Here is a 21,918-nt window from a genome sequence, read left to right as displayed (position 1 = left end):
AGAGAAAAAATGAGAAAGGAAGATAAAAGTACGATTATAGAGCAAATTGCTGCTACAGTAAAGGAGTATGGTCACTTCTATTTGGTAGACGTTACAGCTATGAATGCTGCTGCTACTAGCGCATTAAGAAGGGAGTGTTTCAAAGCTGACATTAAATTGATGTTAGTGAAGAATACACTGCTTCATAAAGCACTAGAAAGCCTGGAAGAAGATTTTTCTCCTCTTTATGATAGTTTGAAAGGTACAACAGCTGTGATGTTTTGCAATACTGCAAATATTCCTGCTAAACTGATTAAAGACAAAGCTAAAGACGGAATTCCTAGACTGAAAGCTGCATATGCAGAAGAAAGCTTCTATGTTGGTGCAGACCAATTGGATGCTCTCGTTGCTATCAAGAGTAAGAATGAAGTTATTGCTGATATCGTGGCATTGCTACAATCTCCAGCCAAGAATGTTATTTCTGCTCTTCAATCAGGTGGTAACACCATTCACGGATTACTCAAAACCCTTGGTGAGAGACCCGAATAATTTTTCAAAAATCAACTAGTATTTAAACATTAAAATCATACAAAAAAATGGCAGATTTGAAAGCTTTTGCAGAACAATTAGTTAACTTGACAGTAAAAGAAGTTAATGAACTTGCAACTATCCTTAAAGAAGAGTACGGTATTGAACCTGCTGCTGCAGCTGTAGCTGTTGCTGCTGGTCCTGCAGCTGGTGGTGCTGCAGCCGCAGAAGAAAAAACTTCTTTTGACGTAGTATTAAAAAGTGCTGGTGCAGCTAAACTTCAGGTTGTTAAAGCTGTGAAGGAAGCTTGTGGTCTTGGCTTGAAAGAGGCTAAAGATTTAGTAGACGGTGCTCCTAGCACAGTAAAAGAAGGTTTGGCTAAAGACGAGGCAGAATCATTGAAGAAAACATTGGAAGAAGCTGGAGCTGAAGTTGAACTTAAATAACATTAGCCTGGTAATCAGGTAATTCGGTTAGGAATCCTTCGCAAGAGGATTCTTAACCTTTTTGTGTATATATTTCAAATTAAGTTCTCCAAATTCATTGACAGATGTCTTCAAATACTGTAAATCAAAGAGTTAATTTTGCTTCGACTAAGAATCCGCTTGAATACCCGGATTTTCTGGAAGTACAATTGAAGTCATTCCAAGACTTTCTACAATTAGATACCCCACCTGAAAAGCGTAAGAATGAGGGTTTGTATAAAGTATTTGCTGAAAACTTCCCTATTGCCGATACAAGAAACAATTTTGTTCTTGAGTTTTTGGATTATTATATTGATCCGCCGCGTTATACCATCGACGATTGTATAGAGCGTGGGCTCACTTATAGTGTTCCTTTAAAAGCGAAACTTAAGCTTTACTGTACAGATCCCGATCATGAGGATTTTGACACAGTAATTCAGGACGTATTCCTCGGCCCGATCCCTTATATGACTGACAAAGCTACTTTTGTCATTAACGGTGCCGAACGTGTAGTTGTGTCGCAGCTTCACCGTTCTCCGGGTGTATTCTTCGGTCAGAGTGTACATGCCAATGGTACGAAACTTTATTCGGCTCGTATTATTCCGTTTAAAGGTTCGTGGATTGAGTTTGCCACTGACATCAATAATGTGATGTATGCATACATCGACCGTAAGAAGAAGTTGCCTGTTACAACTCTGTTGCGCGCTATTGGTTTCGAAAATGATAAAGATATTCTTGAGATTTTTAACCTTGCAGAAGATGTAAAGGTGAACAAGACAAATCTGAAGAAAGTGCTTGGCCGTAAGTTGGCTGCACGTGTCTTGAAAACATGGATTGAAGATTTCGTTGATGAAGATACCGGTGAAGTGGTTTCAATCGAACGTAACGAAGTTATTATTGATCGTGAAACCGTTCTGGACGAGGAGCATATTGATGAAATTTTAGAATCGGGTGTTCAGAATATTCTTTTGCATAAGGATGAGCCGAACCAATCTGATTTTTCTATCATATATAATACTTTACAGAAGGACCCGAGTAACTCAGAAAAAGAAGCTGTATTGTACATTTACCGTCAGTTACGTAATGCTGATCCGGCTGATGATGCAAGTGCTCGTGAAGTTATCAATAACTTGTTCTTCTCTGAAAAACGATATGACCTTGGTGATGTAGGGCGTTATAGAATCAATAAAAAGTTAAATTTAACGACTGATATGGATGTGCGCGTCCTCACTAAGGAAGATATTATTGAAATTATCAAATATCTGATTGAGTTGATTAACTCAAAAGCAGATGTGGATGATATTGACCACTTAAGTAACCGTCGTGTACGTACAGTAGGTGAACAGCTTTCTAATCAGTTTGCTGTAGGCTTAGCTCGTATGTCTCGTACGATTCGTGAGCGCATGAACGTTCGTGATAATGAAGTGTTTACTCCGATTGATTTGATTAATGCAAAGACTATTTCTTCTGTAATCAATTCTTTTTTCGGAACAAATGCATTGTCTCAGTTCATGGACCAGACAAACCCGTTGGCTGAAATTACTCATAAACGTCGTATGTCTGCACTAGGTCCTGGTGGTTTGTCTCGTGAGCGTGCTGGCTTTGAAGTTCGTGACGTTCACTATACACACTATGGTCGTCTTTGTCCGATTGAGACTCCTGAAGGTCCGAATATTGGTTTGATTTCTTCATTATGTGTATTTGCTAAGATTAATGATCTGGGATTCATTGAAACCCCGTACCGTAAGGTAGATAATGGAAAGGTGGATCTTTCTGATAATGGTTTGATATATCTGACTGCTGAAGAGGAAGAGGATAAAGTCATAGCGCAGGGGAATGCACCATTGAATGATGACGGAACATTTATACGTAATAAAGTTAAATCTCGTCAGGATGCAGATTTTCCGGTTGTGGAACCGTTGGAGGTTGATTTGATGGATGTTTCTCCTCAGCAAATAGCATCAATAGCGGCTTCTTTAATTCCGTTCCTTGAACATGATGATGCTAACCGTGCATTGATGGGGTCAAACATGATGCGTCAGGCTGTTCCTTTGTTGAGAAGTGAAGCTCCGATTGTGGGTACAGGTATTGAACGTCAGTTAGTAAGAGATTCTCGTACGCAGATAACTGCTGAAGGAGATGGTATTATTGATTTCGTTGATGCTACAACTATTCGTATTTTGTATGATCGTACAGAAGATGAAGAGTTTGTAAGCTTTGAACCTGCTTTGAAAGAATATAGAATTCCGAAGTTCCGTAAGACTAACCAGAACATGACGATTGATTTGCGTCCGATTTGTACCAAAGGTCAGCGTGTGAAGAAAGGGGATATCTTAACGGAAGGTTATTCTACTGAAAATGGTGAGCTAGCTTTGGGTAAGAACCTATTGGTAGCTTATATGCCTTGGAAAGGATATAACTATGAGGATGCTATTGTTTTGAACGAGCGCGTAGTGCGTGAAGATTTATTGACTTCTGTTCATGTTGAAGAATATTCTTTGGAAGTTCGTGAGACAAAACGTGGTATGGAGGAATTGACTTCTGATATTCCTAATGTTAGTGAAGAGGCAACTAAAGATCTTGATGAAAATGGTATCGTTAGATTGGTGCTCGTATCGAACCTGGTGATATCATGATTGGTAAGATTACTCCGAAAGGAGAGTCTGATCCATCACCGGAAGAAAAATTGCTTCGTGCAATCTTTGGTGATAAGGCTGGTGATGTGAAAGATGCTTCTTTGAAAGCTTCTCCTTCTTTGAAGGGTGTGGTAATTGATAAGAAGTTATTCTCACGTGTAATCAAGAATCGTAGTTCGAAATTGGCTGATAAAGCATTATTGCCTAAGATTGATGATGAGTTTGAATCTAAAGTTGCTGACTTGAAACGTATTTTAGTTAAGAAGTTGATGACTTTGACTGAAGGGAAGGTTTCTCAGGGAGTGAAAGATTATCTGGGTGCAGAAGTAATAGCTAAAGGTGCTAAGTTTAGTGCTTCTGATTTTGATTCTCTTGATTTCACTTCTATTCAACTGAGTAATTGGACTAATGACGATCATACTAATAGCATGATTCGCGATTTGGTGATGAACTTCATCAAGAAATATAAAGAATTGGATGCTGAGTTGAAGCGTAAGAAGTTTGCTATCACTATTGGTGACGAGCTTCCTGCAGGTATCATTCAAATGGCTAAAGTATATATTGCTAAGAAACGTAAGATCGGTGTAGGTGATAAGATGGCTGGTCGCCACGGTAATAAAGGTATTGTATCACGCGTTGTACGTCAGGAGGATATGCCATTCTTGGAAGATGGTACTCCGGTTGATATCGTATTGAATCCGTTGGGTGTGCCTTCACGTATGAACATTGGACAGATTTTCGAGGCTGTATTGGGACGTGCTGGAAAAACATTAGGTGTTAAGTTTGCAACTCCTATTTTTGACGGTGCTACTATGGATGATTTGAATGAGTGGACGGATAAAGCAGGATTACCTCGCTATTGTAAGACTTATCTTTGTGATGGTGGTACTGGTGAACAGTTCGACCAGCCGGCAACTGTCGGTGTGACTTATATGTTGAAATTGGGTCACATGGTTGAAGATAAGATGCATGCTCGTTCTATCGGTCCGTATTCATTGATTACTCAGCAGCCTCTTGGTGGTAAAGCTCAATTTGGTGGCCAGCGTTTCGGAGAAATGGAAGTTTGGGCACTCGAAGGTTTCGGTGCTGCTCATATTTTGCAGGAAATCTTGACAATTAAGTCTGATGACGTTGTAGGACGTTCAAAGGCTTATGAAGCAATTGTGAAGGGAGAACCGATGCCACAGCCGGGTATTCCGGAATCTCTGAACGTATTGTTGCATGAGTTGAGAGGTTTAGGTTTGAGTATCAACCTAGAATAAGTAATAGAAGATTGCAGATGCCAATATGCCGCTGATGGCGTGTTGGCATTTGCTCGCTCTTCATTTTCCAAAGATTCAATTATCAAAATCTCAATTATATAGAGTATGGCTTTTAGAAAAGAAAATAAGACAAAAAGTAATTTCTCGAAGATCTCAATAGGTCTGGCTTCTCCGGAAGAAATCCTAGAGAATTCGAGTGGTGAAGTTTTGAAGCCTGAAACCATTAATTACCGTACGTACAAACCTGAACGTGACGGGTTGTTTTGCGAGCGTATCTTCGGTCCTATCAAGGATTATGAATGTCATTGTGGTAAGTACAAACGTATCCGTTATAAAGGTATCGTCTGCGACCGTTGTGGTGTGGAAGTTACAGAGAAGAAAGTACGTCGTGAACGTATGGGACATATACAGTTGGTAGTGCCTGTTGCACACATCTGGTACTTCCGTTCACTCCCGAATAAAATCGGATATTTGCTTGGATTGCCGACAAAGAAGTTGGATTCTATTATATATTACGAACGTTATGTTGTCATTCAGCCAGGTGTAAAAGCCGAAGATGGTATAGCTGAATATGATTTGCTTTCTGAAGAAGAATATCTAGATATCTTAGATACTCTTCCAAAAGATAATCAATATCTTGAGGATAACGATCCGAATAAGTTTATCGCTAAGATGGGAGCTGAAGCTATTTATGATTTGCTTGCTCATTTGGATTTGGATGCTTTGTCTTATGAACTTCGTCATCGTGCAAGTAACGATGCTTCACAGCAGCGTAAGAATGAAGCTTTAAAACGTCTTCAAGTAGTAGAATCTTTCCGTTCTTCACGTGGGCGTAATAAACCGGAATGGATGATTGTACGTATTGTACCGGTTATTCCTCCTGAACTTCGTCCTTTGGTACCGTTAGATGGTGGCCGTTTTGCTACATCAGACTTGAATGACCTTTACCGTCGTGTAATTATTCGTAATAATCGTTTGAAACGTTTAATTGAAATTAAGGCTCCAGAAGTCATTTTGCGTAATGAAAAACGTATGCTTCAGGAATCTGTAGATTCATTATTCGATAATTCACGTAAATCAAGTGCTGTTAAGACAGATGCTAATCGCCCTTTGAAGTCTTTGTCTGATAGTTTGAAAGGTAAGCAAGGACGTTTCCGTCAGAACTTGTTAGGTAAACGTGTCGATTATTCTGCACGTTCGGTTATCGTTGTTGGTCCGGAATTAAGAATGGGTGAATGCGGTATTCCGAAATTAATGGCAGCAGAGTTGTACAAACCGTTTATTATTCGTAAATTGATCGAACGCGGTATTGTGAAGACTGTTAAGTCTGCAAAGAAAATTGTAGATCGTAAAGAACCAGTGATCTGGGATATCCTTGAACACGTAATGAAGGGGCATCCTGTATTACTGAACCGTGCTCCGACATTGCACCGTTTGGGTATCCAGGCATTTCAACCAAGAATGATTGAGGGTAAGGCTATTCAATTACACCCGTTGGCATGTACGGCATTTAATGCTGACTTCGACGGTGACCAGATGGCTGTTCATTTGCCTTTGAGTAATGAAGCTGTTCTTGAAGCTCAAATGTTGATGCTTCAATCACATAATATTTTGAACCCGGCAAACGGTGCACCTATTACTGTGCCTGCGCAGGATATGGTTCTTGGTTTGTATTACATTACTAAGTTACGTGCTGGTGCAAAAGGTGAAGGTTTGACATTCTATGGACCGGAAGAAGCACTGATCGCATATAATGAAGGTAAAGTAGATATTCATGCTCCTGTAAAAGTTATTGTGAAAGACCTTGACGAAAATGGTAACATTATAGATGTCATGCGTGAGACTTCAATAGGACGTGTCATTGTGAATGAGATTGTTCCGCCTGAAGCTGGATATATTAATGAGATCATTTCTAAGAAATCATTGCGCGATATTATTAGTAATGTAATTAAGGTCTGTGGTGTTGCCAAAGCTGCTGATTTCTTGGATGGTATTAAGAATTTAGGTTACCAGATGGCTTTCAAGGGTGGTTTGTCATTCAACTTAGGGGATATCATTATTCCAGAAGAGAAAGAGGCATTAGTACAGAAGGGTTATGATGAGGTTGAACAGGTTGTAAATAACTACAACATGGGTTTCATTACAAATAATGAACGTTATAATCAGGTGATTGATATTTGGACGCATGTGAATTCAGAGTTGTCTAATATCTTGATGAAGACTATATCTTCTGATGATCAGGGATTTAACTCTGTATATATGATGCTTGACTCAGGTGCTCGTGGTTCTAAAGAACAGATTCGTCAGTTGTCAGGTATGCGTGGTTTGATGGCCAAACCGCAAAAAGCTGGTGCTGAAGGTGGTCAGATCATTGAAAACCCTATCTTGTCAAACTTTAAAGAAGGACTGTCTGTGTTGGAGTACTTTATCTCTACTCATGGTGCTCGTAAAGGTTTGGCTGATACAGCGTTGAAGACTGCTGATGCGGGATATTTGACTCGTCGTCTGGTAGATGTATCTCACGATGTGATTATTACAGAAGAAGATTGCGGTACTCTTCGCGGATTGGTTTGTACAGATTTGAAGAATAACGATGAAGTTATTGCTACTTTGTTCGAACGTATTCTGGGTCGTGTTTCCGTACATGATATAATTCATCCTACTACAGGCGAACTTCTTGTTGCTGGTGGTGAGGAAATTACAGAAGAAATAGCTAAGAAGATTCAGGATTCTCCAATTGAAAGTGTGGAGATTCGTTCGGTATTAACTTGTGAAGCTAAAAAGGGTGTTTGTGCTAAATGTTACGGACGTAACTTGGCTACGAGCCAAATGGTTCAGAAGGGTGAAGCTGTTGGTGTGATCGCTGCTCAATCTATTGGTGAACCGGGTACACAGCTGACATTGCGTACATTCCATGCCGGCGGTACGGCTGCAAATATTGCAGCAAATGCTAGTATTGTTGCTAAGAACAATGCTCGTTTGGAGTTTGAGGAACTTCGTACAGTAGATATTGTAGATGAAATGGGCGAGTCTGCAAAAGTAGTAGTCGGTCGTTTGGCTGAAGTACGCTTCGTAGATGTAAATACGGGTATTGTCCTTTCTACGCATAATGTGCCTTATGGTTCAACATTATATGTATCTGATGGTGATTTGGTAGAAAAGGGTAAATTGATTGCTAAGTGGGACCCGTTCAATGCTGTTATTATCACTGAGGCTACTGGTAAGATAGAGTTCGAAGGTGTTATTGAGAACGTGACTTATAAAATCGAATCGGATGAAGCAACCGGTCTTCGCGAGATTATTATTATTGAATCTAAAGATAAGACAAAGGTTCCTTCAGCTCATATTCTGACTGAAGATGGTGATTTGATTCGTACTTATAACCTACCGGTAGGTGGCCACGTTATTGTTGAGAATGGACAAAAAGTAAAAGCTGGTGAAGTTATCGTGAAGATTCCGCGTGCTGTTGGTAAAGCAGGTGATATCACAGGTGGTCTTCCGCGTGTTACTGAGTTGTTTGAGGCTCGTAATCCTTCGAATCCCGCCGTTGTTTCTGAAATTGACGGTGAGGTTACTATGGGTAAGATCAAACGTGGTAATCGTGAAATCATTGTAACTTCCAAAACTGGCGAGGTGAAAAAGTATTTGGTTGCTTTGTCTAAACAGATACTGGTGCAGGAGAATGACTATGTGCGCGCTGGTACTCCATTATCTGATGGCGCTATTACTCCGGCAGACATCTTGGCAATTAAAGGTCCTACGGCTGTACAGGAATATATCGTGAATGAAGTTCAAGATGTATATCGTTTACAGGGTGTGAAGATCAATGATAAGCACTTCGAAATCATTGTTCGCCAGATGATGCGTAAAGTACAAATTGATGAACCGGGTGATACTCGCTTCTTGGAACAACAAGTGGTAGATAAGCTGGAGTTCATGGAGGAAAATGATCGTATTTGGGGTAAGAAAGTGGTAGTAGATGCGGGAGATTCTCAGAATTTGCAACCAGGGCAGATTGTGACTGCTCGTAAATTGCGTGATGAGAATAGTATGTTGAAACGTCGTGACTTGCGTCCGGTTGATGTTCGTGATGCTGTTGCTGCTACGTCTACTCAGATTCTTCAAGGTATTACTCGTGCTGCATTACAGACTTCAAGCTTCATGTCCGCTGCATCTTTCCAGGAAACTACGAAGGTGCTGAATGAGGCTGCTATCAACGGTAAGATTGATAAACTCGAAGGCATGAAAGAAAATGTGATTTGTGGTCACTTAATTCCGGCAGGTACAGGCCAGCGTGAGTTCGAAAAGATCATTGTTGGATCAAAAGAGGAATATGATCGTATTTTGGCAAACAAAAAAACAGTACTTGACTACAATGAAGTAGAATAATACAAGTCAATTGATTATATGTAAAAAGGAGTGATTGTCATAATTGATAGTTACTCCTTTTTTATTTCTTTTTATTCTAACCTGCTATTGTTTCAGGAAATTTGTGTTATTTTGCAGAGAAACTTTTAATCACATTTAATATGGAAGAACAAACTAACGATGGTCAGTTACAGATTGAGCTAAAAGAGGAAATAGCTCAGGGAACTTACGCTAATCTAGCTATTATTACTCACTCAAGTTCAGAATTTATTCTTGATTTCGTACGTGTAATGCCTGGAATACCTAAGGCTGGTGTTCAGTCTCGTATAATATTAGCACCTGAACATGCGAAACGATTGTTGCGTGCTTTAGAAGATAATATAGCAAAATATGAACATGTGTTTGGCTCAATAAAAACTTCTGATGGAGCACCTTTGCCTCCTTTGAATGGTATAAAAGGCGAAGCATGAGTAATATACAAAGTATTAAAAAATAAAAAAAAGATGTAGCGCATTGAAAATTCAAATATTATTCGTATTTTTGCAGCCCAAAATGTATAGTTGCGAAATTAATATAACAATAATATAAATCAAAAAACAATTAAAATGCCTACAATTCAGCAATTAGTAAGAAAAGGACGCGAAGTGCTGGTGGAGAAAAGTAAATCTCCGGCCTTAGATTCATGTCCTCAAAGACGTGGCGTTTGCGTGAGAGTATATACTACTACTCCGAAAAAACCGAACTCTGCAATGCGTAAAGTAGCTCGTGTGCGTTTAACTAACCAAAAAGAAGTAAACTCATACATTCCAGGTGAGGGACACAATTTGCAAGAACACTCTATTGTATTGGTACGCGGTGGTCGTGTGAAAGACCTACCAGGTGTACGTTATCACATTGTACGTGGTACACTAGATACAGCAGGTGTTGCAGGTCGTACCCAAAGACGTTCAAAGTATGGAGCTAAGCGTCCTAAACCAGGACAACAAGCTGCAGCAACTAAGAAGAAAAAATAAGGATTAAAACCTAATTAAAATTTAAAGTAATAATTTACGTTTTAGTTTGTTGGAGATGCTAAAGGTTGAGTAAATTTTCCGGAGGGAGAATTGAAGAAGTCAAGAAGTAGACAACCAAGAACAAAAACATTATTTTTCAAACAAATGAGAAAAGCAAAACCAAAAAAACGCGTTATCCTTCCGGATCCTGTGTTTAATGACCAAAAGGTTTCTAAATTTGTAAACCATTTGATGTATGATGGTAAGAAGAATACATCTTATGAAATCTTTTATGCCGCTCTGGAAACAGTGAAAACAAAACTTCCTAATGAGGAAAAATCTGCTCTCGAAATCTGGAAAAAAGCTTTGGATAATGTGACTCCACAAGTGGAAGTAAAATCTCGTCGTGTAGGTGGTGCTACTTTCCAGGTCCCTACTGAAATTCGCCCAGATCGTAAAGAATCAATTTCTATGAAGAATCTGATTCTGTATGCTCGTAAAAGAGGTGGTAAATCTATGGCTGATAAATTAGCAGCTGAAATCATGGATGCATTTAATGAACAAGGCGGTGCTTTCAAACGTAAAGAAGATATGCACAGAATGGCTGAAGCTAATCGTGCATTTGCTCATTTCAGATTCTAATACTGTAAGAAACATAAATTATAAACTTAAAGTAAAAGAATTAGGAAATGGCTAAAAATGATTTACATTTGACTCGTAATATCGGTATCATGGCGCATATCGATGCTGGTAAGACTACAACTTCTGAACGTATTTTGTTTTATACTGGATTGACTCACAAGATTGGTGAAGTTCATGATGGGGCAGCTACAATGGACTGGATGGAACAGGAGCAAGAACGTGGTATTACTATTACATCTGCTGCTACAACAACTAGATGGAAATATGCAGGTGATACTTATAAAATCAACTTGATTGATACTCCGGGACACGTGGATTTTACCGCTGAGGTAGAGCGTTCATTGCGTATTCTTGATGGAGCTGTTGCTGCTTACTGCGCAGTTGGTGGTGTTGAACCACAATCTGAAACTGTATGGCGTCAAGCTGATAAATATAATGTACCGCGTATCGCATACGTTAATAAAATGGACCGTTCTGGTGCGGACTTTTTTGAGGTTGTACGTCAGATGAAGGATGTTTTGGGTGCTAATCCTTGTCCTATTGTTATTCCTATTGGTGCTGAAGAAACTTTCAAAGGTCTAGTTGATTTGATTAAGATGAAAGCTATCTATTGGCATGATGAAACGATGGGAGCTGATTATACAGTGGAAGAAATCCCTGCTAATCTAATTGATGAAGCAAATGAATGGAGAGATAAAATGCTTGAAAAGGTAGCTGAATTTGACGACGCTTTGATGGAGAAATATTTCGATGATCCTTCTACTATTACAGAAGAAGAAGTGTTGAGAGCTCTTCGCAATGCAACAGTTCAGATGGCAGTTGTACCAATGTTGTGTGGTTCTTCATTTAAGAATAAGGGTGTTCAGACATTGCTGGACTATGTTTGTGCTTTCTTACCTTCTCCATTAGATACTGAGAATGTAATTGGTACAAATCCGAATACTGGTGCAGAAGAAGATCGTAAACCAAGTGATGATGAGAAAACATCAGCTTTGGCATTTAAGATTGCTACTGACCCTTATGTAGGTCGTTTGACTTTCTTCCGTGTATATTCGGGTAAGATTGAAGCTGGTTCTTATATCTATAATTCTCGCTCTGGTAAGAAAGAACGTGTTTCTCGTCTGTTCCAGATGCATTCAAACAAGCAGAATCCGGTTGAAGTAATTGGTGCTGGTGATATTGGTGCAGGTGTAGGTTTTAAAGATATTCATACAGGTGATACGCTTTGTGATGAAACAGCTCCGATCGTATTAGAATCTATGGACTTCCCAGAACCAGTAATCGGTATTGCAGTTGAGCCTAAAACCCAGAAAGATATGGATAAGTTGTCTAACGGTTTGGCTAAGCTCGCTGAAGAAGATCCGACATTTACAGTTAAGACTGATGAGCAAACAGGACAGACTGTAATCTCTGGTATGGGTGAGTTACACTTGGATATCATTATTGACCGTTTGAAACGTGAATTTAAAGTAGAATGTAACCAAGGTAAACCTCAGGTTAATTATAAAGAAGCTATCACTAAGACAGTTGATCTTCGTGAAGTTTATAAGAAACAGTCTGGTGGTCGTGGTAAGTTTGCTGATATCATTGTTAAGATTGGTCCTGTTGATGAAGATTTCAAAGAAGGTGGATTGCAGTTTATCGATGAAGTGAAGGGTGGTAATATTCCCAAAGAATTTATTCCTTCAGTTCAGAAAGGTTTCATAAGCGCGATGAAGAACGGCGTGTTGGCTGGGTATCCGTTGGATTCAATGAAAGTAACTTTGATCGATGGTTCATTCCATCCGGTTGACTCTGATCAGCTGTCTTTCGAAATCTGTGCTATTCAGGCATATAAGAACGCATGTGCTAAAGCTGGTCCGGTATTGATGGAGCCTATTATGAAACTGGAAGTTGTAACTCCGGAGGAAAATATGGGTGATGTAATTGGTGACTTGAATAAGCGTCGTGGTCAGGTTGAAGGAATGGAATCAAGCCGCTCTGGTGCTCGTATTGTAAAAGCAATGGTTCCATTGGCAGAAATGTTTGGTTATGTAACAGCGTTGCGCACCATAACTTCAGGTCGTGCAACTTCTTCAATGACTTATTCTCATCACGCTCAGGTTTCTTCTTCTATTGCTAAGGCTGTATTGGAAGAAGTGAAAGGACGTGCTGATTTACTCTAAAATATCTAAGGCAGCAGACTAGCGAATGACTCTTAGTCTGCCGCTTTATTTTATTTATAATTATCTTAATAAAAAAATATAATGAGTCAGAAAATTAGAATTAAATTGAAATCTTACGACCACAATTTGGTTGATAAATCAGCTGAGAAGATTGTAAGAACTGTAAAGGCTACAGGTGCTATTGTTAGTGGTCCAATTCCTCTACCTACGCATAAGCGTATCTTTACTGTAAACCGTTCGACTTTCGTTAATAAGAAGTCTCGTGAACAGTTTGAACTCTCTTCTTACAAGAGACTGATCGACATTTATAGCTCAACAGCTAAAACTGTAGACGCTCTAATGAAGTTGGAATTACCAAGTGGTGTAGAAGTAGAAATTAAAGTTTGATAATTAAAAATTAGTGAAATGCCAGGATTATTAGGAAAAAAAATCGGAATGACATCCGTTTTCAGTGCCGATGGTAAAAATGTACCATGCACTGTTGTCGAAGCAGGTCCTTGTGTTGTTACTCAGGTTAAAACTGTAGAAAAAGACGGTTATGCAGCTGTTCAGTTGGGCTTCCAAGACAAAAAGGAGAAACATACAACTAAACCGTTGATGGGTCATTTTAAAAGAGCTGGAGTAACGCCAAAGAGACACTTGGCTGAGTTCAAAGAATTTGAAACAGAGTTAAATCTGGGTGATACCATTACCGTAGAGATGTTCAATGACGCTAGCTTTGTAGATGTTGTTGGTACTTCTAAGGGTAAAGGTTTTCAGGGTGTAGTAAAAAGACATGGTTTTGGTGGTGTAGGTCAGGCTACTCATGGTCAGCATAACCGCGCTCGTAAACCGGGTTCTATTGGTGCTTGTTCTTACCCTGCAAAAGTATTCAAAGGAATGCGCATGGGGGGGCAGCTTGGTGGCGACAGAGTCACTGTACAAAACTTGCAGGTATTAAAAGTAATCGCGGATCATAACCTTCTTTTGATTAAAGGTTCTATCCCGGGTTGCAAAGGTTCAATCGTTTTAATTGAGAAATAATGGAAGTTAACGTATATAACATTAAAGGTGAAGACACTGGGAGAAAGGTTACGTTAAACGAATCTATCTTCGGAATTGAGCCCAACGACCACGCTATCTATTTGGACGTAAAACAATTTATGGCTAATCAGCGTCAGGGTACTCATAAGTCAAAAGAAAGAAGCGAAATCAGTGGTTCAACTCGTAAAATCGGCCGTCAAAAAGGTGGCGGTGGAGCTCGTCGTGGCGATATGAATTCACCAGTACTTGTAGGTGGTGCTCGTGTTTTTGGTCCAAAACCAAGAGATTACTTCTTCAAGTTGAATAAAAAAGTTAAGGCATTGGCTCGTAAGTCAGCTTTGTCTTATAAAGCTCAAAGCAATGCAATTGTTGTCGTAGAAGACTTTACTTTTGAAGCTCCTAAGACAAAAGATTTTGTTGCAATGACAAAAAATCTTAAAGTTTCCGATAAAAAGCTACTTGTGATTTTACCGGAAGCAAATAAAAACGTATATTTGTCAGCTCGTAACATTGAGGGTGTTAACGTACAGACTATCTCAGGATTAAATACTTACAGGGTATTAAATGCTGGGGTTGTTGTGCTTACAGAAAACTCTTTGCAAGCTATTGACAATATCTTAATTTAAAAAGGAGGCTTAAATAATGGGAATTATTATTAAACCGTTGGTAACAGAGAAAATGACTGCAATCACTGATAAGCTGAACCGTTTTGGCTTTGTTGTGCGTCCTGAAGCTAACAAACTGGAAATTAAGAAGGAAGTTGAAGCTCTTTATAATGTTACTGTAGTTGATGTGAATACTGTGAAGTATGCTGCAAAAATAAGAGCCGTTATACCAAAGCAGGTATCATCAATGGTCGTACGAATGCCTTTAAAAAAGCAATCGTGACATTGAAAGAAGGAGATACTATTGATTTTTATAGCAATATTTAATAAAAATGGCAGTACGTAAATTTAAGCCACTACACCGGGGCAAAGACATAAAATTATTGGTACTTTCGAAGAAATTACTGCATCAGTACCAGAAAAGTCACTTGTATATGGTAAAAAATCATCTGGTGGTCGTAACAACGAAGGTAAGATGACTATGCGCTACATTGGTGGCGGTCATAGAAAAGTGATTAGAATTGTCGATTTCAAGAGAAATAAAGACGGTGTTCCAGCGGTAGTTAAGACAATTGAATATGATCCGAATCGTTCGGCTCGTATCGCTTTGTTGTTTTATGCTGATGGAGAAAAAAGATATATTATTGCTCCCAATGGATTGCAAGTTGGTGTGACTTTGATGTCAGGTGAAAACGCAGCGCCAGAGATTGGTAATGCTCTTCCTCTTCAGAACATACCGGTGGGTACTGTAATTCACAATATTGAATTACGTCCGGGACAGGGCGCGGCTCTGGTTAGATCAGCAGGTAATTTTGCTCAGTTGACTTCTCGTGAGGGTAAATATTGTGTAATTAAATTGCCTTCAGGTGAAGTAAGACAGATTCTTAGCACATGTAAAGCTACTATCGGTAGTGTTGGTAACTCGGATCATGGACTGGAAAGTTCGGGTAAAGCTGGACGTTCTCGTTGGCAAGGACGTCGTCCTCGTAACCGTGGTGTTGTAATGAACCCGGTTGATCATCCAATGGGTGGTGGTGAAGGACGTGCTTCCGGAGGTCACCCAAGATCTCGTAAAGGATTGTATGCTAAGGGACTTAAGACTAGAGCTCCTAAGAAACAATCGTCTAAGTACATTATTGAGAGAAGAAAAAAGTAATCTGATTAATTGAGTAAACTATGAGTCGTTCATTAAAAAAAGGTCCATATATTAACGTAAAGCTTGAAAAGAGAATTCTTGCGATGAATGAATCGGGCAAGAAAGTCGTAGTAAAGACTTGGGCCAGAGCTTCAATGATTTCGCCTGATTTTGTAGGCCATACAGTTGCAGTTCACAATGGAAATAAATTTATTCCTGTTTATGTTACCGAAAATATGGTAGGACACAAGTTGGGCGAATTTGCTCCAACTCGTACATTCAGAGGACACGCTGGTAACAAGAAAAGATAACAGGATTATTTGAAATAATAAAGTAATAAATATAATGGGAGCAAGAAAAAAAATATCGGCTGAAAAAAGAAAAGAGGCCCTTAAGACCATGTATTTTGCTAAATTGCAAAATGTTCCTACTTCTCCGCGTAAGATGCGTCTGGTTGCAGATATGATTCGCGGTATGGAAGTGAACAGAGCACTTGGTGTTTTGAAGTTTTCTTCAAAAGAAGCTGCTGCAAGAGTGGAAAAATTGCTTCGCTCTGCAATTGCTAACTGGGAGCAGAAAAATGAACGTAAAGCAGAAAGTGGAGAGCTATATGTAACTAAGATTTTTGTTGATGGTGGCGCAACTTTGAAAAGAATGAGACCGGCACCACAGGGTAGAGGTTACAGAATTCGCAAACGTTCAAATCACGTAACATTGTTCGTTGGTTCTAAAAGTAATAACGAAGATCAAAATTAAGGTAGATGGGACAAAAAGTTAATCCAATAAGCAACCGTTTAGGAATTATCAGAGGATGGGATTCTAATTGGTATGGTGGAAATGATTACGGAGATTCTTTGCTGGAAGATAGCAAAATCCGTAAATATCTTAATGCAAGACTTGCAAAGGCAAGTGTATCAAGAATCGTAATTGAACGTACGCTGAAGCTCGTTACTATTACTGTTTGTACTGCTCGCCCGGGTATTATTATCGGTAAAGGTGGCCAAGAAGTTGATAAGTTAAAAGAGGAGTTGAAGAAGGTTACCGACAAAGATATTCAGATCAATATCTTTGAAGTGAAAAGGCCTGAACTTGACGCTGTGATTGTTGCTAATAACATCGCTCGCCAAGTAGAAGGTAAAATTGCCTATCGCCGTGCCATTAAGATGGCTATCGCAAATACAATGCGTATGGGTGCTGAAGGTATCAAAATTCAGATTTCAGGACGTTTGAATGGAGCTGAAATGGCTCGTTCTGAAATGTATAAAGAAGGAAGAACTCCGTTACACACTTTCAGAGCTGATATTGACTACTGCCATGCAGAAGCATTGACTAAAGTGGGTCTTTTAGGTATTAAAGTTTGGATTTGTAGAGGTGAAGTGTTTGGTAAGAAAGAATTAGCTCCGAACTTTACACAAAGCAAAGAAAGTGGTCGTGGAAACAATGGTGGAAGCAACGGCGGAAAAAACTTCAAAAGAAAGAAAAATAATCGCTAAACGAATTTGAATTTTAGGAAACTATGTTACAACCGAAAAAGACAAAATTCAGAAGACAACAGAAAGGTCGTCAGAAAGGTAATGCCCAAAGAGGTAACCAACTGGCCTTCGGTTCTTTTGGCATAAAGGCTTTGGAGACTAAATGGATTACAGGCCGTCAGATCGAAGCTGCTCGTATTGCAGTAACAAGATATATGCAACGTCAAGGACAGATCTGGATCCGTATATTCCCGGATAAACCGATCACTAGAAAACCAGCTGATGTACGTATGGGTAAAGGTAAAGGCGCTCCGGAAGGATTTGTGGCTCCTGTGACTCCAGGTAGAATCATTATTGAAGCTGAAGGAGTATCTTACGAAATCGCGAAAGAAGCATTGCGCTTAGCTGCTCAAAAGCTTCCTATTACAACGAAGTTTGTCGTAAGACGTGATTATGATATCCAAAATCAAAATGCGTAATGTTTATGAAAATTGCAGAAATTAAAGAAATGTCTACTAGTGATTTGGTAGAGAGAGTAGAGGCAGAAACAACAAATTATAACCAAATGGTTATTAATCATTCTATTTCTCCTTTGGAAAATCCTGCTCAAATAAAACAATTACGCAGGACTATTGCGCGTATGAAAACTGAGTTACGCCAGAGAGAACTTAATAATAAATGATCAGCTTGATGGAAGCAAGAAATTTAAGAAAAGAAAGAACAGGGGTTGTGTTGAGCAATAAGATGGAGAAAACTATCACAGTTGCTTCTAAATTTAAGGAAAAACACCCTATATATGGTAAGTTCGTTAGTAAGACGAAGAAGTACCATGCTCATGATGAAAAGAATGAATGCAATATCGGTGATACTGTACGCATTATGGAAACTCGTCCTTTGAGCAAGACTAAAAGATGGAGATTAGTAGAAATAATTGAAAGAGTTAAGTAATTATGATACAAGTAGAATCCAGACTTACAGTATGTGATAACAGTGGAGCTAAAGAGGCTTTGTGTATCCGTGTTTTGGGTGGTACAGGTCGTCGTTATGCTTCAGTGGGGGATGTCATTGTTGTTTCAGTGAAGAGTGTTATCCCTTCTAGTGATGTTAAAAAAGGTGCAGTATCAAAGGCTTTGATTGTACGTACAAAGAAAGAAATTCGTCGTCCTGATGGTTCTTATATACGTTTTGATGATAATGCTTGCGTGTTGCTGAATAATGCAGGTGAAATTAGAGGTAGTCGTATTTTCGGTCCTGTAGCAAGAGAACTTCGTGCTACAAACATGAAAGTTGTTTCACTTGCGCCTGAGGTACTTTAATTTGTAAAAGATTTGAGTAATGAGTAAATTACATATTAAAAAAGGCGATACAGTTTACGTAAATGCTGGTGAAGATAAGGGCAAAACTGGTCGTGTATTGAAGGTTCTTGTTAGTAAAGGTCGTGCAATCGTTGAAGGTATCAATATGGTATCTAAGAGTACAAAACCAAGTGCTAAGAACCCGCAAGGTGGTATCGTGAAGCAAGAAGCTTCTATCCACATTTCAAACTTGAACCCGGTTGATCCAAAAACAGGTAAAGCAACGCGTATTGGGAGAAAAGTAAGTTCTTTGGATGGAAAAAGAACTGTAGTGCGTTATTCTAAAAAATCAGGAGAGGAGATTAAGTAATGAGTAATACTGCTAGTCTTAAGAAAGAATATGCAGAGCGTATAGCACCTGCATTGAAATCACAGTTCCAGTATTCTTCTTCAATGCAGATACCCGTACTTAAGAAGATTGTCATCAATCAAGGTTTGGGTATGGCTGTTGCTGATAAGAAGATTATTGAAGTAGCAATCAATGAAATGACGGCTATTACAGGTCAAAAGGCTGTAGCTACCATTTCCCGTAAAGATATTGCAAATTTTAAATTGCGTAAGAAAATGCCTATTGGTGTGATGGTAACTTTACGTCGCGAAAGAATGTACGAATTCTTAGAAAAATTAGTTCGTGTAGCTCTTCCTCGTATACGTGACTTCAAAGGTATTGAAAGTAAGTTTGATGGTAAAGGTAACTATACCCTTGGTATTCAGGAACAAATCATTTTTCCTGAAATAAATATCGATAGTATTACGAGAATTCTCGGAATGAATATTACCTTTGTAACTTCTGCGCAGACAGATGAAGAAGGTTATGCATTGCTGAAGGAATTTGGTTTACCTTTTAAAAACGCTAAAAAAGATTAATAGATATGGCAAAGGAATCAATGAAAGCACGTGAAGTTAAGCGTGCTAAATTAGTAGCCAAATACGCCGAAAAAAGAGCTGCTTTGAAGCAAATCGTAAGAACAGGTGATCCTGCTGATGCTTTTGAGGCTGCACAGAAATTGCAAGAGTTGCCAAAGAATTCTAATCCAATTCGTATGCACAACCGTTGCAAACTGACTGGTCGTCCAAAAGGTTATATCCGTCAGTTCGGAATTTCAAGAATTCAGTTCCGTGAGATGGCATCTAACGGGCTGATTCCTGGCGTGAAGAAAGCAAGCTGGTAATTATTGTTTAAATATTGTCAGGGAAGTCCTGATTAATTTAATTTATTTTTATATGACTGATCCAATAGCAGATTATTTGACGAGGTTACGGAACGCAATTGGTGCAAAGCACAGAGTTGTTGAAGTTCCTGCTTCGAATTTGAAAAAAGAAATCACCAAGATTCTTTTTGAGAAAGGCTACATTCTTAATTATAAGTTTGTAGAAGATGGTCCTCAAGGAACCATAAAAGTTGCCTTGAAGTATGATTCTGTTAACAAAGTTAATGCAATCAAAAAATTAGAAAGAATATCTTCTCCGGGTATGCGTAAGTATACTGGTTATAAAGATATGCCGCGTGTTATTAATGGGTTGGGTATTGCTATAATATCTACTTCCAAAGGTGTAATGACTAACAAAGAAGCTGCTGAACTGAAGATCGGTGGTGAAGTTTTGTGTTATGTATATTAATTAGGAGGAATTAGCAATGTCAAGAATAGGAAAATTACCCATTAGTATTCCTGCAGGAGTGACTGTCACTCTAAAGGATGATGTGGTTACCGTAAAGGGACCGAAAGGCGAAATGAGCAATATGTGAATCCTGCAATCAATGTTGCCATTGAAGACGGACACGTTATTTTAACAGAAAATGAAAAAGAAATGGTTGATAACCCAAAGCAAAAACATGCTTTCCATGGTTTATATCGTTCTTTGATTCACAACATGGTTGTTGGTGTATCAGAAGGATATAAAAAGAACTGGAACTTGTTGGTGTTGGTTATCGTGCTTCTAATCAAGGTAACATTATTGAACTGGCTTTAGGTTATACACACAATATTTTCATTCAATTGCCTGTTGAGGTGAAGGTTGAAACTAAGTCTGAAAGAAATAAGAACCCCCTTATTATATTAGAATCGTGTGACAAACAGTTGCTTGGTCAAGTTTGCTCTAAAATACGTTCTTTCCGTAAGCCTGAACCATATAAAGGTAAAGGTATTAAGTTTGTTGGCGAAATTATTCGCAGAAAGTCTGGTAAATCAGCCGGTGCTAAGTAATTCATATAAAATTTGAACATTATGACAACAAAAATAGAAAGACGAGTTAAGATCAAATATAGAGTGCGCAATAAAATTTCAGGTACTACTGAATGTCCGCGTATGAGTGTATTTAGAAGTAACAAGCAAATTTACGTCCAGATTATCGATGATCTTTCTGGTAAGACATTAGCTGCTGCTTCTTCTTTGGGGATGACTGAAAAAGTTGCAAAGAAAGAACAAGCTGCTAAAGTTGGTGAAATGATTGCTAAAAAGGCTCAGGAAGCAGGTATTACAACTGTTGTTTTCGACCGTAATGGTTACTTATATCATGGGAGAGTAAAAGAAGTAGCTGATGCTGCTCGTAACGGTGGACTTAAATTTTAATCATTATGGCAGGAGTTAATAATAGAGTTAAGATTACTAACGATATAGAACTGAAAGATAGATTGGTTGCTATTAATCGTGTTACTAAGGTTACCAAAGGTGGTAGAACTTTTAGTTTCTCTGCAATCGTTGTTGTAGGTAACGAAGAAGGAATTATCGGTTGGGGACTTGGTAAAGCAGGTGAAGTAACAGCTGCTATCGCTAAAGGTGTTGAATCAGCTAAAAAGAATCTTGTTAGAGTACCTGTATTGAAGGGGACAGTTCCTCACGAACAATCAGCTAGATTTGGTGGTGCTGAAGTATTTATCAAACCTGCATCTCATGGTACTGGTGTTGTAGCTGGTGGTGCAATGCGTGCTGTATTGGAAAGTGTTGGTATTACTGATGTTTTAGCAAAATCTAAAGGTTCTTCAAATCCGCATAATCTTGTTAAAGCTACAATTGAGGCTTTGAGTGAAATGCGTGATGCAAGAATGATAGCTCAGAACAGAGGTATTAGTGTTGAAAAAGTATTTAGAGGATAAGGAGGGGATATGTCAACTATAAAGATTAAACAAGTTAAAAGTAGAATTGGTGCTCCGGCTGATCAAAAAAGAACTCTCGATGCACTGGGACTTCGTAAGCTGAATCGTGTGGTTGAACACGAATGCACTCCTTCAATTCTTGGAATGGTAGATAAAGTAAAACACTTGGTTGCCATTGTTAAGTAATTATTTGTTGAA

General features: G+C 38.9%; 24 protein-coding genes and 4 pseudogenes. All 28 read left to right on the top strand.

Translation table 11 applies throughout. The features are described from left to right. The first annotated feature begins 9 nt into the window (after window positions 1–9). The 28 genes and pseudogenes from rplJ (at window position 10) to rpmD (ending at window position 21,906) form a co-directional block, all read left to right on the top strand. Complete coding sequence (gene rplJ / locus JCM17102_RS13130; RefSeq protein WP_025075466.1) at window positions 10–528, top strand: 50S ribosomal protein L10; 519 nt, start codon at window positions 10–12, stop codon at window positions 526–528. A gap of 47 nt (window positions 529–575) precedes the next feature. Further along, the gene (rplL, locus tag JCM17102_RS13125) at window positions 576–953 is read left to right on the top strand and encodes a 50S ribosomal protein L7/L12 (protein WP_005941908.1); all 378 of its coding nucleotides are present in this window, start codon (window positions 576–578) and stop codon (window positions 951–953) included. A gap of 104 nt (window positions 954–1,057) precedes the next feature. Further along, window positions 1,058–4,869, top strand: a pseudogene (rpoB, locus tag JCM17102_RS27600) (DNA-directed RNA polymerase subunit beta). A 105-nt stretch (window positions 4,870–4,974) separates the two neighbouring features. Continuing rightward, entirely contained in the window at window positions 4,975–9,258 is a 4,284-nt protein-coding gene (rpoC, locus tag JCM17102_RS13115) for a DNA-directed RNA polymerase subunit beta' (RefSeq protein ID WP_025075465.1), read from the top strand. Between the two features lie 140 nt (window positions 9,259–9,398). Then, entirely contained in the window at window positions 9,399–9,707 is a 309-nt protein-coding gene (locus JCM17102_RS13110; protein WP_025075464.1) for a DUF3467 domain-containing protein, read from the top strand. A gap of 135 nt (window positions 9,708–9,842) precedes the next feature. Beyond that, window positions 9,843–10,250 carry a 30S ribosomal protein S12 gene (gene rpsL / locus JCM17102_RS13105; protein WP_025075463.1) on the top strand — a complete coding sequence of 136 codons (408 nt, stop codon included), beginning with the start codon at window positions 9,843–9,845 and terminating at the stop codon, window positions 10,248–10,250. A gap of 144 nt (window positions 10,251–10,394) precedes the next feature. Next, entirely contained in the window at window positions 10,395–10,871 is a 477-nt protein-coding gene (rpsG, locus tag JCM17102_RS13100) for a 30S ribosomal protein S7 (protein ID WP_025075462.1), read from the top strand. Between the two features lie 47 nt (window positions 10,872–10,918). Continuing rightward, on the top strand, window positions 10,919–13,036 hold the full coding sequence (gene fusA / locus JCM17102_RS13095; protein ID WP_025075461.1) for an elongation factor G: 2,118 nt from the start codon (window positions 10,919–10,921) through the stop codon (window positions 13,034–13,036). Window positions 13,037–13,117: 81 nt separating this feature from the next. After that, window positions 13,118–13,423, top strand: a complete 306-nt coding sequence (gene rpsJ / locus JCM17102_RS13090; RefSeq protein ID WP_002558075.1) for a 30S ribosomal protein S10 — start codon at window positions 13,118–13,120, stop codon at window positions 13,421–13,423. A gap of 18 nt (window positions 13,424–13,441) precedes the next feature. Next, window positions 13,442–14,059, top strand: coding sequence for a 50S ribosomal protein L3 (rplC, locus tag JCM17102_RS13085; RefSeq protein ID WP_025075460.1), 618 nt, complete (start codon window positions 13,442–13,444; stop codon window positions 14,057–14,059). Beyond that, a complete protein-coding gene (gene rplD, locus JCM17102_RS13080; RefSeq protein ID WP_025075459.1) occupies window positions 14,059–14,685 on the top strand; it encodes a 50S ribosomal protein L4 in 627 nt (208 codons plus the stop codon). The genes rplC and rplD overlap by 1 nt, the downstream gene beginning before the upstream one ends. Before the next feature lie 16 nt (window positions 14,686–14,701). Further along, a pseudogene (rplW, locus tag JCM17102_RS27595) lies at window positions 14,702–14,991 on the top strand (50S ribosomal protein L23). A gap of 5 nt (window positions 14,992–14,996) precedes the next feature. Further along, a pseudogene (gene rplB / locus JCM17102_RS23805) lies at window positions 14,997–15,820 on the top strand (50S ribosomal protein L2). 20 nt (window positions 15,821–15,840) lie between these two features. Then, a complete protein-coding gene (gene rpsS / locus JCM17102_RS13065) occupies window positions 15,841–16,110 on the top strand; it encodes a 30S ribosomal protein S19 (protein ID WP_004296345.1) in 270 nt (89 codons plus the stop codon). A gap of 34 nt (window positions 16,111–16,144) precedes the next feature. After that, window positions 16,145–16,555 carry a 50S ribosomal protein L22 gene (gene rplV, locus JCM17102_RS13060; RefSeq protein ID WP_025075458.1) on the top strand — a complete coding sequence of 137 codons (411 nt, stop codon included), beginning with the start codon at window positions 16,145–16,147 and terminating at the stop codon, window positions 16,553–16,555. A 5-nt stretch (window positions 16,556–16,560) separates the two neighbouring features. After that, window positions 16,561–17,292 (top strand): 30S ribosomal protein S3, encoded by a 732-nt coding sequence (rpsC, locus tag JCM17102_RS13055; protein WP_025075457.1) that lies wholly within the window; start codon window positions 16,561–16,563, stop codon window positions 17,290–17,292. A 23-nt stretch (window positions 17,293–17,315) separates the two neighbouring features. Further along, window positions 17,316–17,750: a 50S ribosomal protein L16 gene (gene rplP, locus JCM17102_RS13050; RefSeq protein WP_004291234.1), complete on the top strand. Its 435-nt coding sequence runs from the start codon at window positions 17,316–17,318 to the stop codon at window positions 17,748–17,750. 5 nt (window positions 17,751–17,755) lie between these two features. Beyond that, window positions 17,756–17,953: a 50S ribosomal protein L29 gene (gene rpmC, locus JCM17102_RS13045; RefSeq protein WP_025075456.1), complete on the top strand. Its 198-nt coding sequence runs from the start codon at window positions 17,756–17,758 to the stop codon at window positions 17,951–17,953. After that, complete coding sequence (gene rpsQ / locus JCM17102_RS13040; protein WP_136498619.1) at window positions 17,950–18,219, top strand: 30S ribosomal protein S17; 270 nt, start codon at window positions 17,950–17,952, stop codon at window positions 18,217–18,219. The genes rpmC and rpsQ overlap by 4 nt, the downstream gene beginning before the upstream one ends. 2 nt (window positions 18,220–18,221) lie before the next feature. Further along, window positions 18,222–18,587: a 50S ribosomal protein L14 gene (gene rplN / locus JCM17102_RS13035; RefSeq protein WP_004296340.1), complete on the top strand. Its 366-nt coding sequence runs from the start codon at window positions 18,222–18,224 to the stop codon at window positions 18,585–18,587. A 19-nt stretch (window positions 18,588–18,606) separates the two neighbouring features. Then, on the top strand, window positions 18,607–18,936 hold the full coding sequence (gene rplX, locus JCM17102_RS13030; protein WP_025075454.1) for a 50S ribosomal protein L24: 330 nt from the start codon (window positions 18,607–18,609) through the stop codon (window positions 18,934–18,936). Further along, window positions 18,936–19,493, top strand: a complete 558-nt coding sequence (gene rplE, locus JCM17102_RS13025; RefSeq protein WP_013546680.1) for a 50S ribosomal protein L5 — start codon at window positions 18,936–18,938, stop codon at window positions 19,491–19,493. Before rplX ends, rplE begins: the two co-directional genes overlap by 1 nt. Before the next feature lie 5 nt (window positions 19,494–19,498). Then, on the top strand, window positions 19,499–19,798 hold the full coding sequence (gene rpsN / locus JCM17102_RS13020; protein WP_004310885.1) for a 30S ribosomal protein S14: 300 nt from the start codon (window positions 19,499–19,501) through the stop codon (window positions 19,796–19,798). 52 nt (window positions 19,799–19,850) lie between these two features. Beyond that, a complete protein-coding gene (gene rpsH / locus JCM17102_RS13015; protein WP_004296336.1) occupies window positions 19,851–20,246 on the top strand; it encodes a 30S ribosomal protein S8 in 396 nt (131 codons plus the stop codon). 16 nt (window positions 20,247–20,262) lie between these two features. Further along, window positions 20,263–20,830: pseudogene (gene rplF, locus JCM17102_RS13010) on the top strand (50S ribosomal protein L6). A gap of 21 nt (window positions 20,831–20,851) precedes the next feature. Beyond that, window positions 20,852–21,196: a 50S ribosomal protein L18 gene (rplR, locus tag JCM17102_RS13005; protein ID WP_024988108.1), complete on the top strand. Its 345-nt coding sequence runs from the start codon at window positions 20,852–20,854 to the stop codon at window positions 21,194–21,196. A gap of 5 nt (window positions 21,197–21,201) precedes the next feature. Then, window positions 21,202–21,720, top strand: a complete 519-nt coding sequence (rpsE, locus tag JCM17102_RS13000) for a 30S ribosomal protein S5 (RefSeq protein ID WP_025075452.1) — start codon at window positions 21,202–21,204, stop codon at window positions 21,718–21,720. A gap of 9 nt (window positions 21,721–21,729) precedes the next feature. Further along, window positions 21,730–21,906 carry a 50S ribosomal protein L30 gene (rpmD, locus tag JCM17102_RS12995; RefSeq protein ID WP_025075451.1) on the top strand — a complete coding sequence of 59 codons (177 nt, stop codon included), beginning with the start codon at window positions 21,730–21,732 and terminating at the stop codon, window positions 21,904–21,906. The last annotated feature ends 12 nt before the right edge of the window (window positions 21,907–21,918 follow it).

This window comes from Bacteroides faecichinchillae JCM 17102, assembly GCF_000614145.1.
Taxonomy (GTDB): domain Bacteria; phylum Bacteroidota; class Bacteroidia; order Bacteroidales; family Bacteroidaceae; genus Bacteroides; species Bacteroides faecichinchillae.
This window is presented reverse-complemented; position numbering and strand designations above follow the sequence as displayed.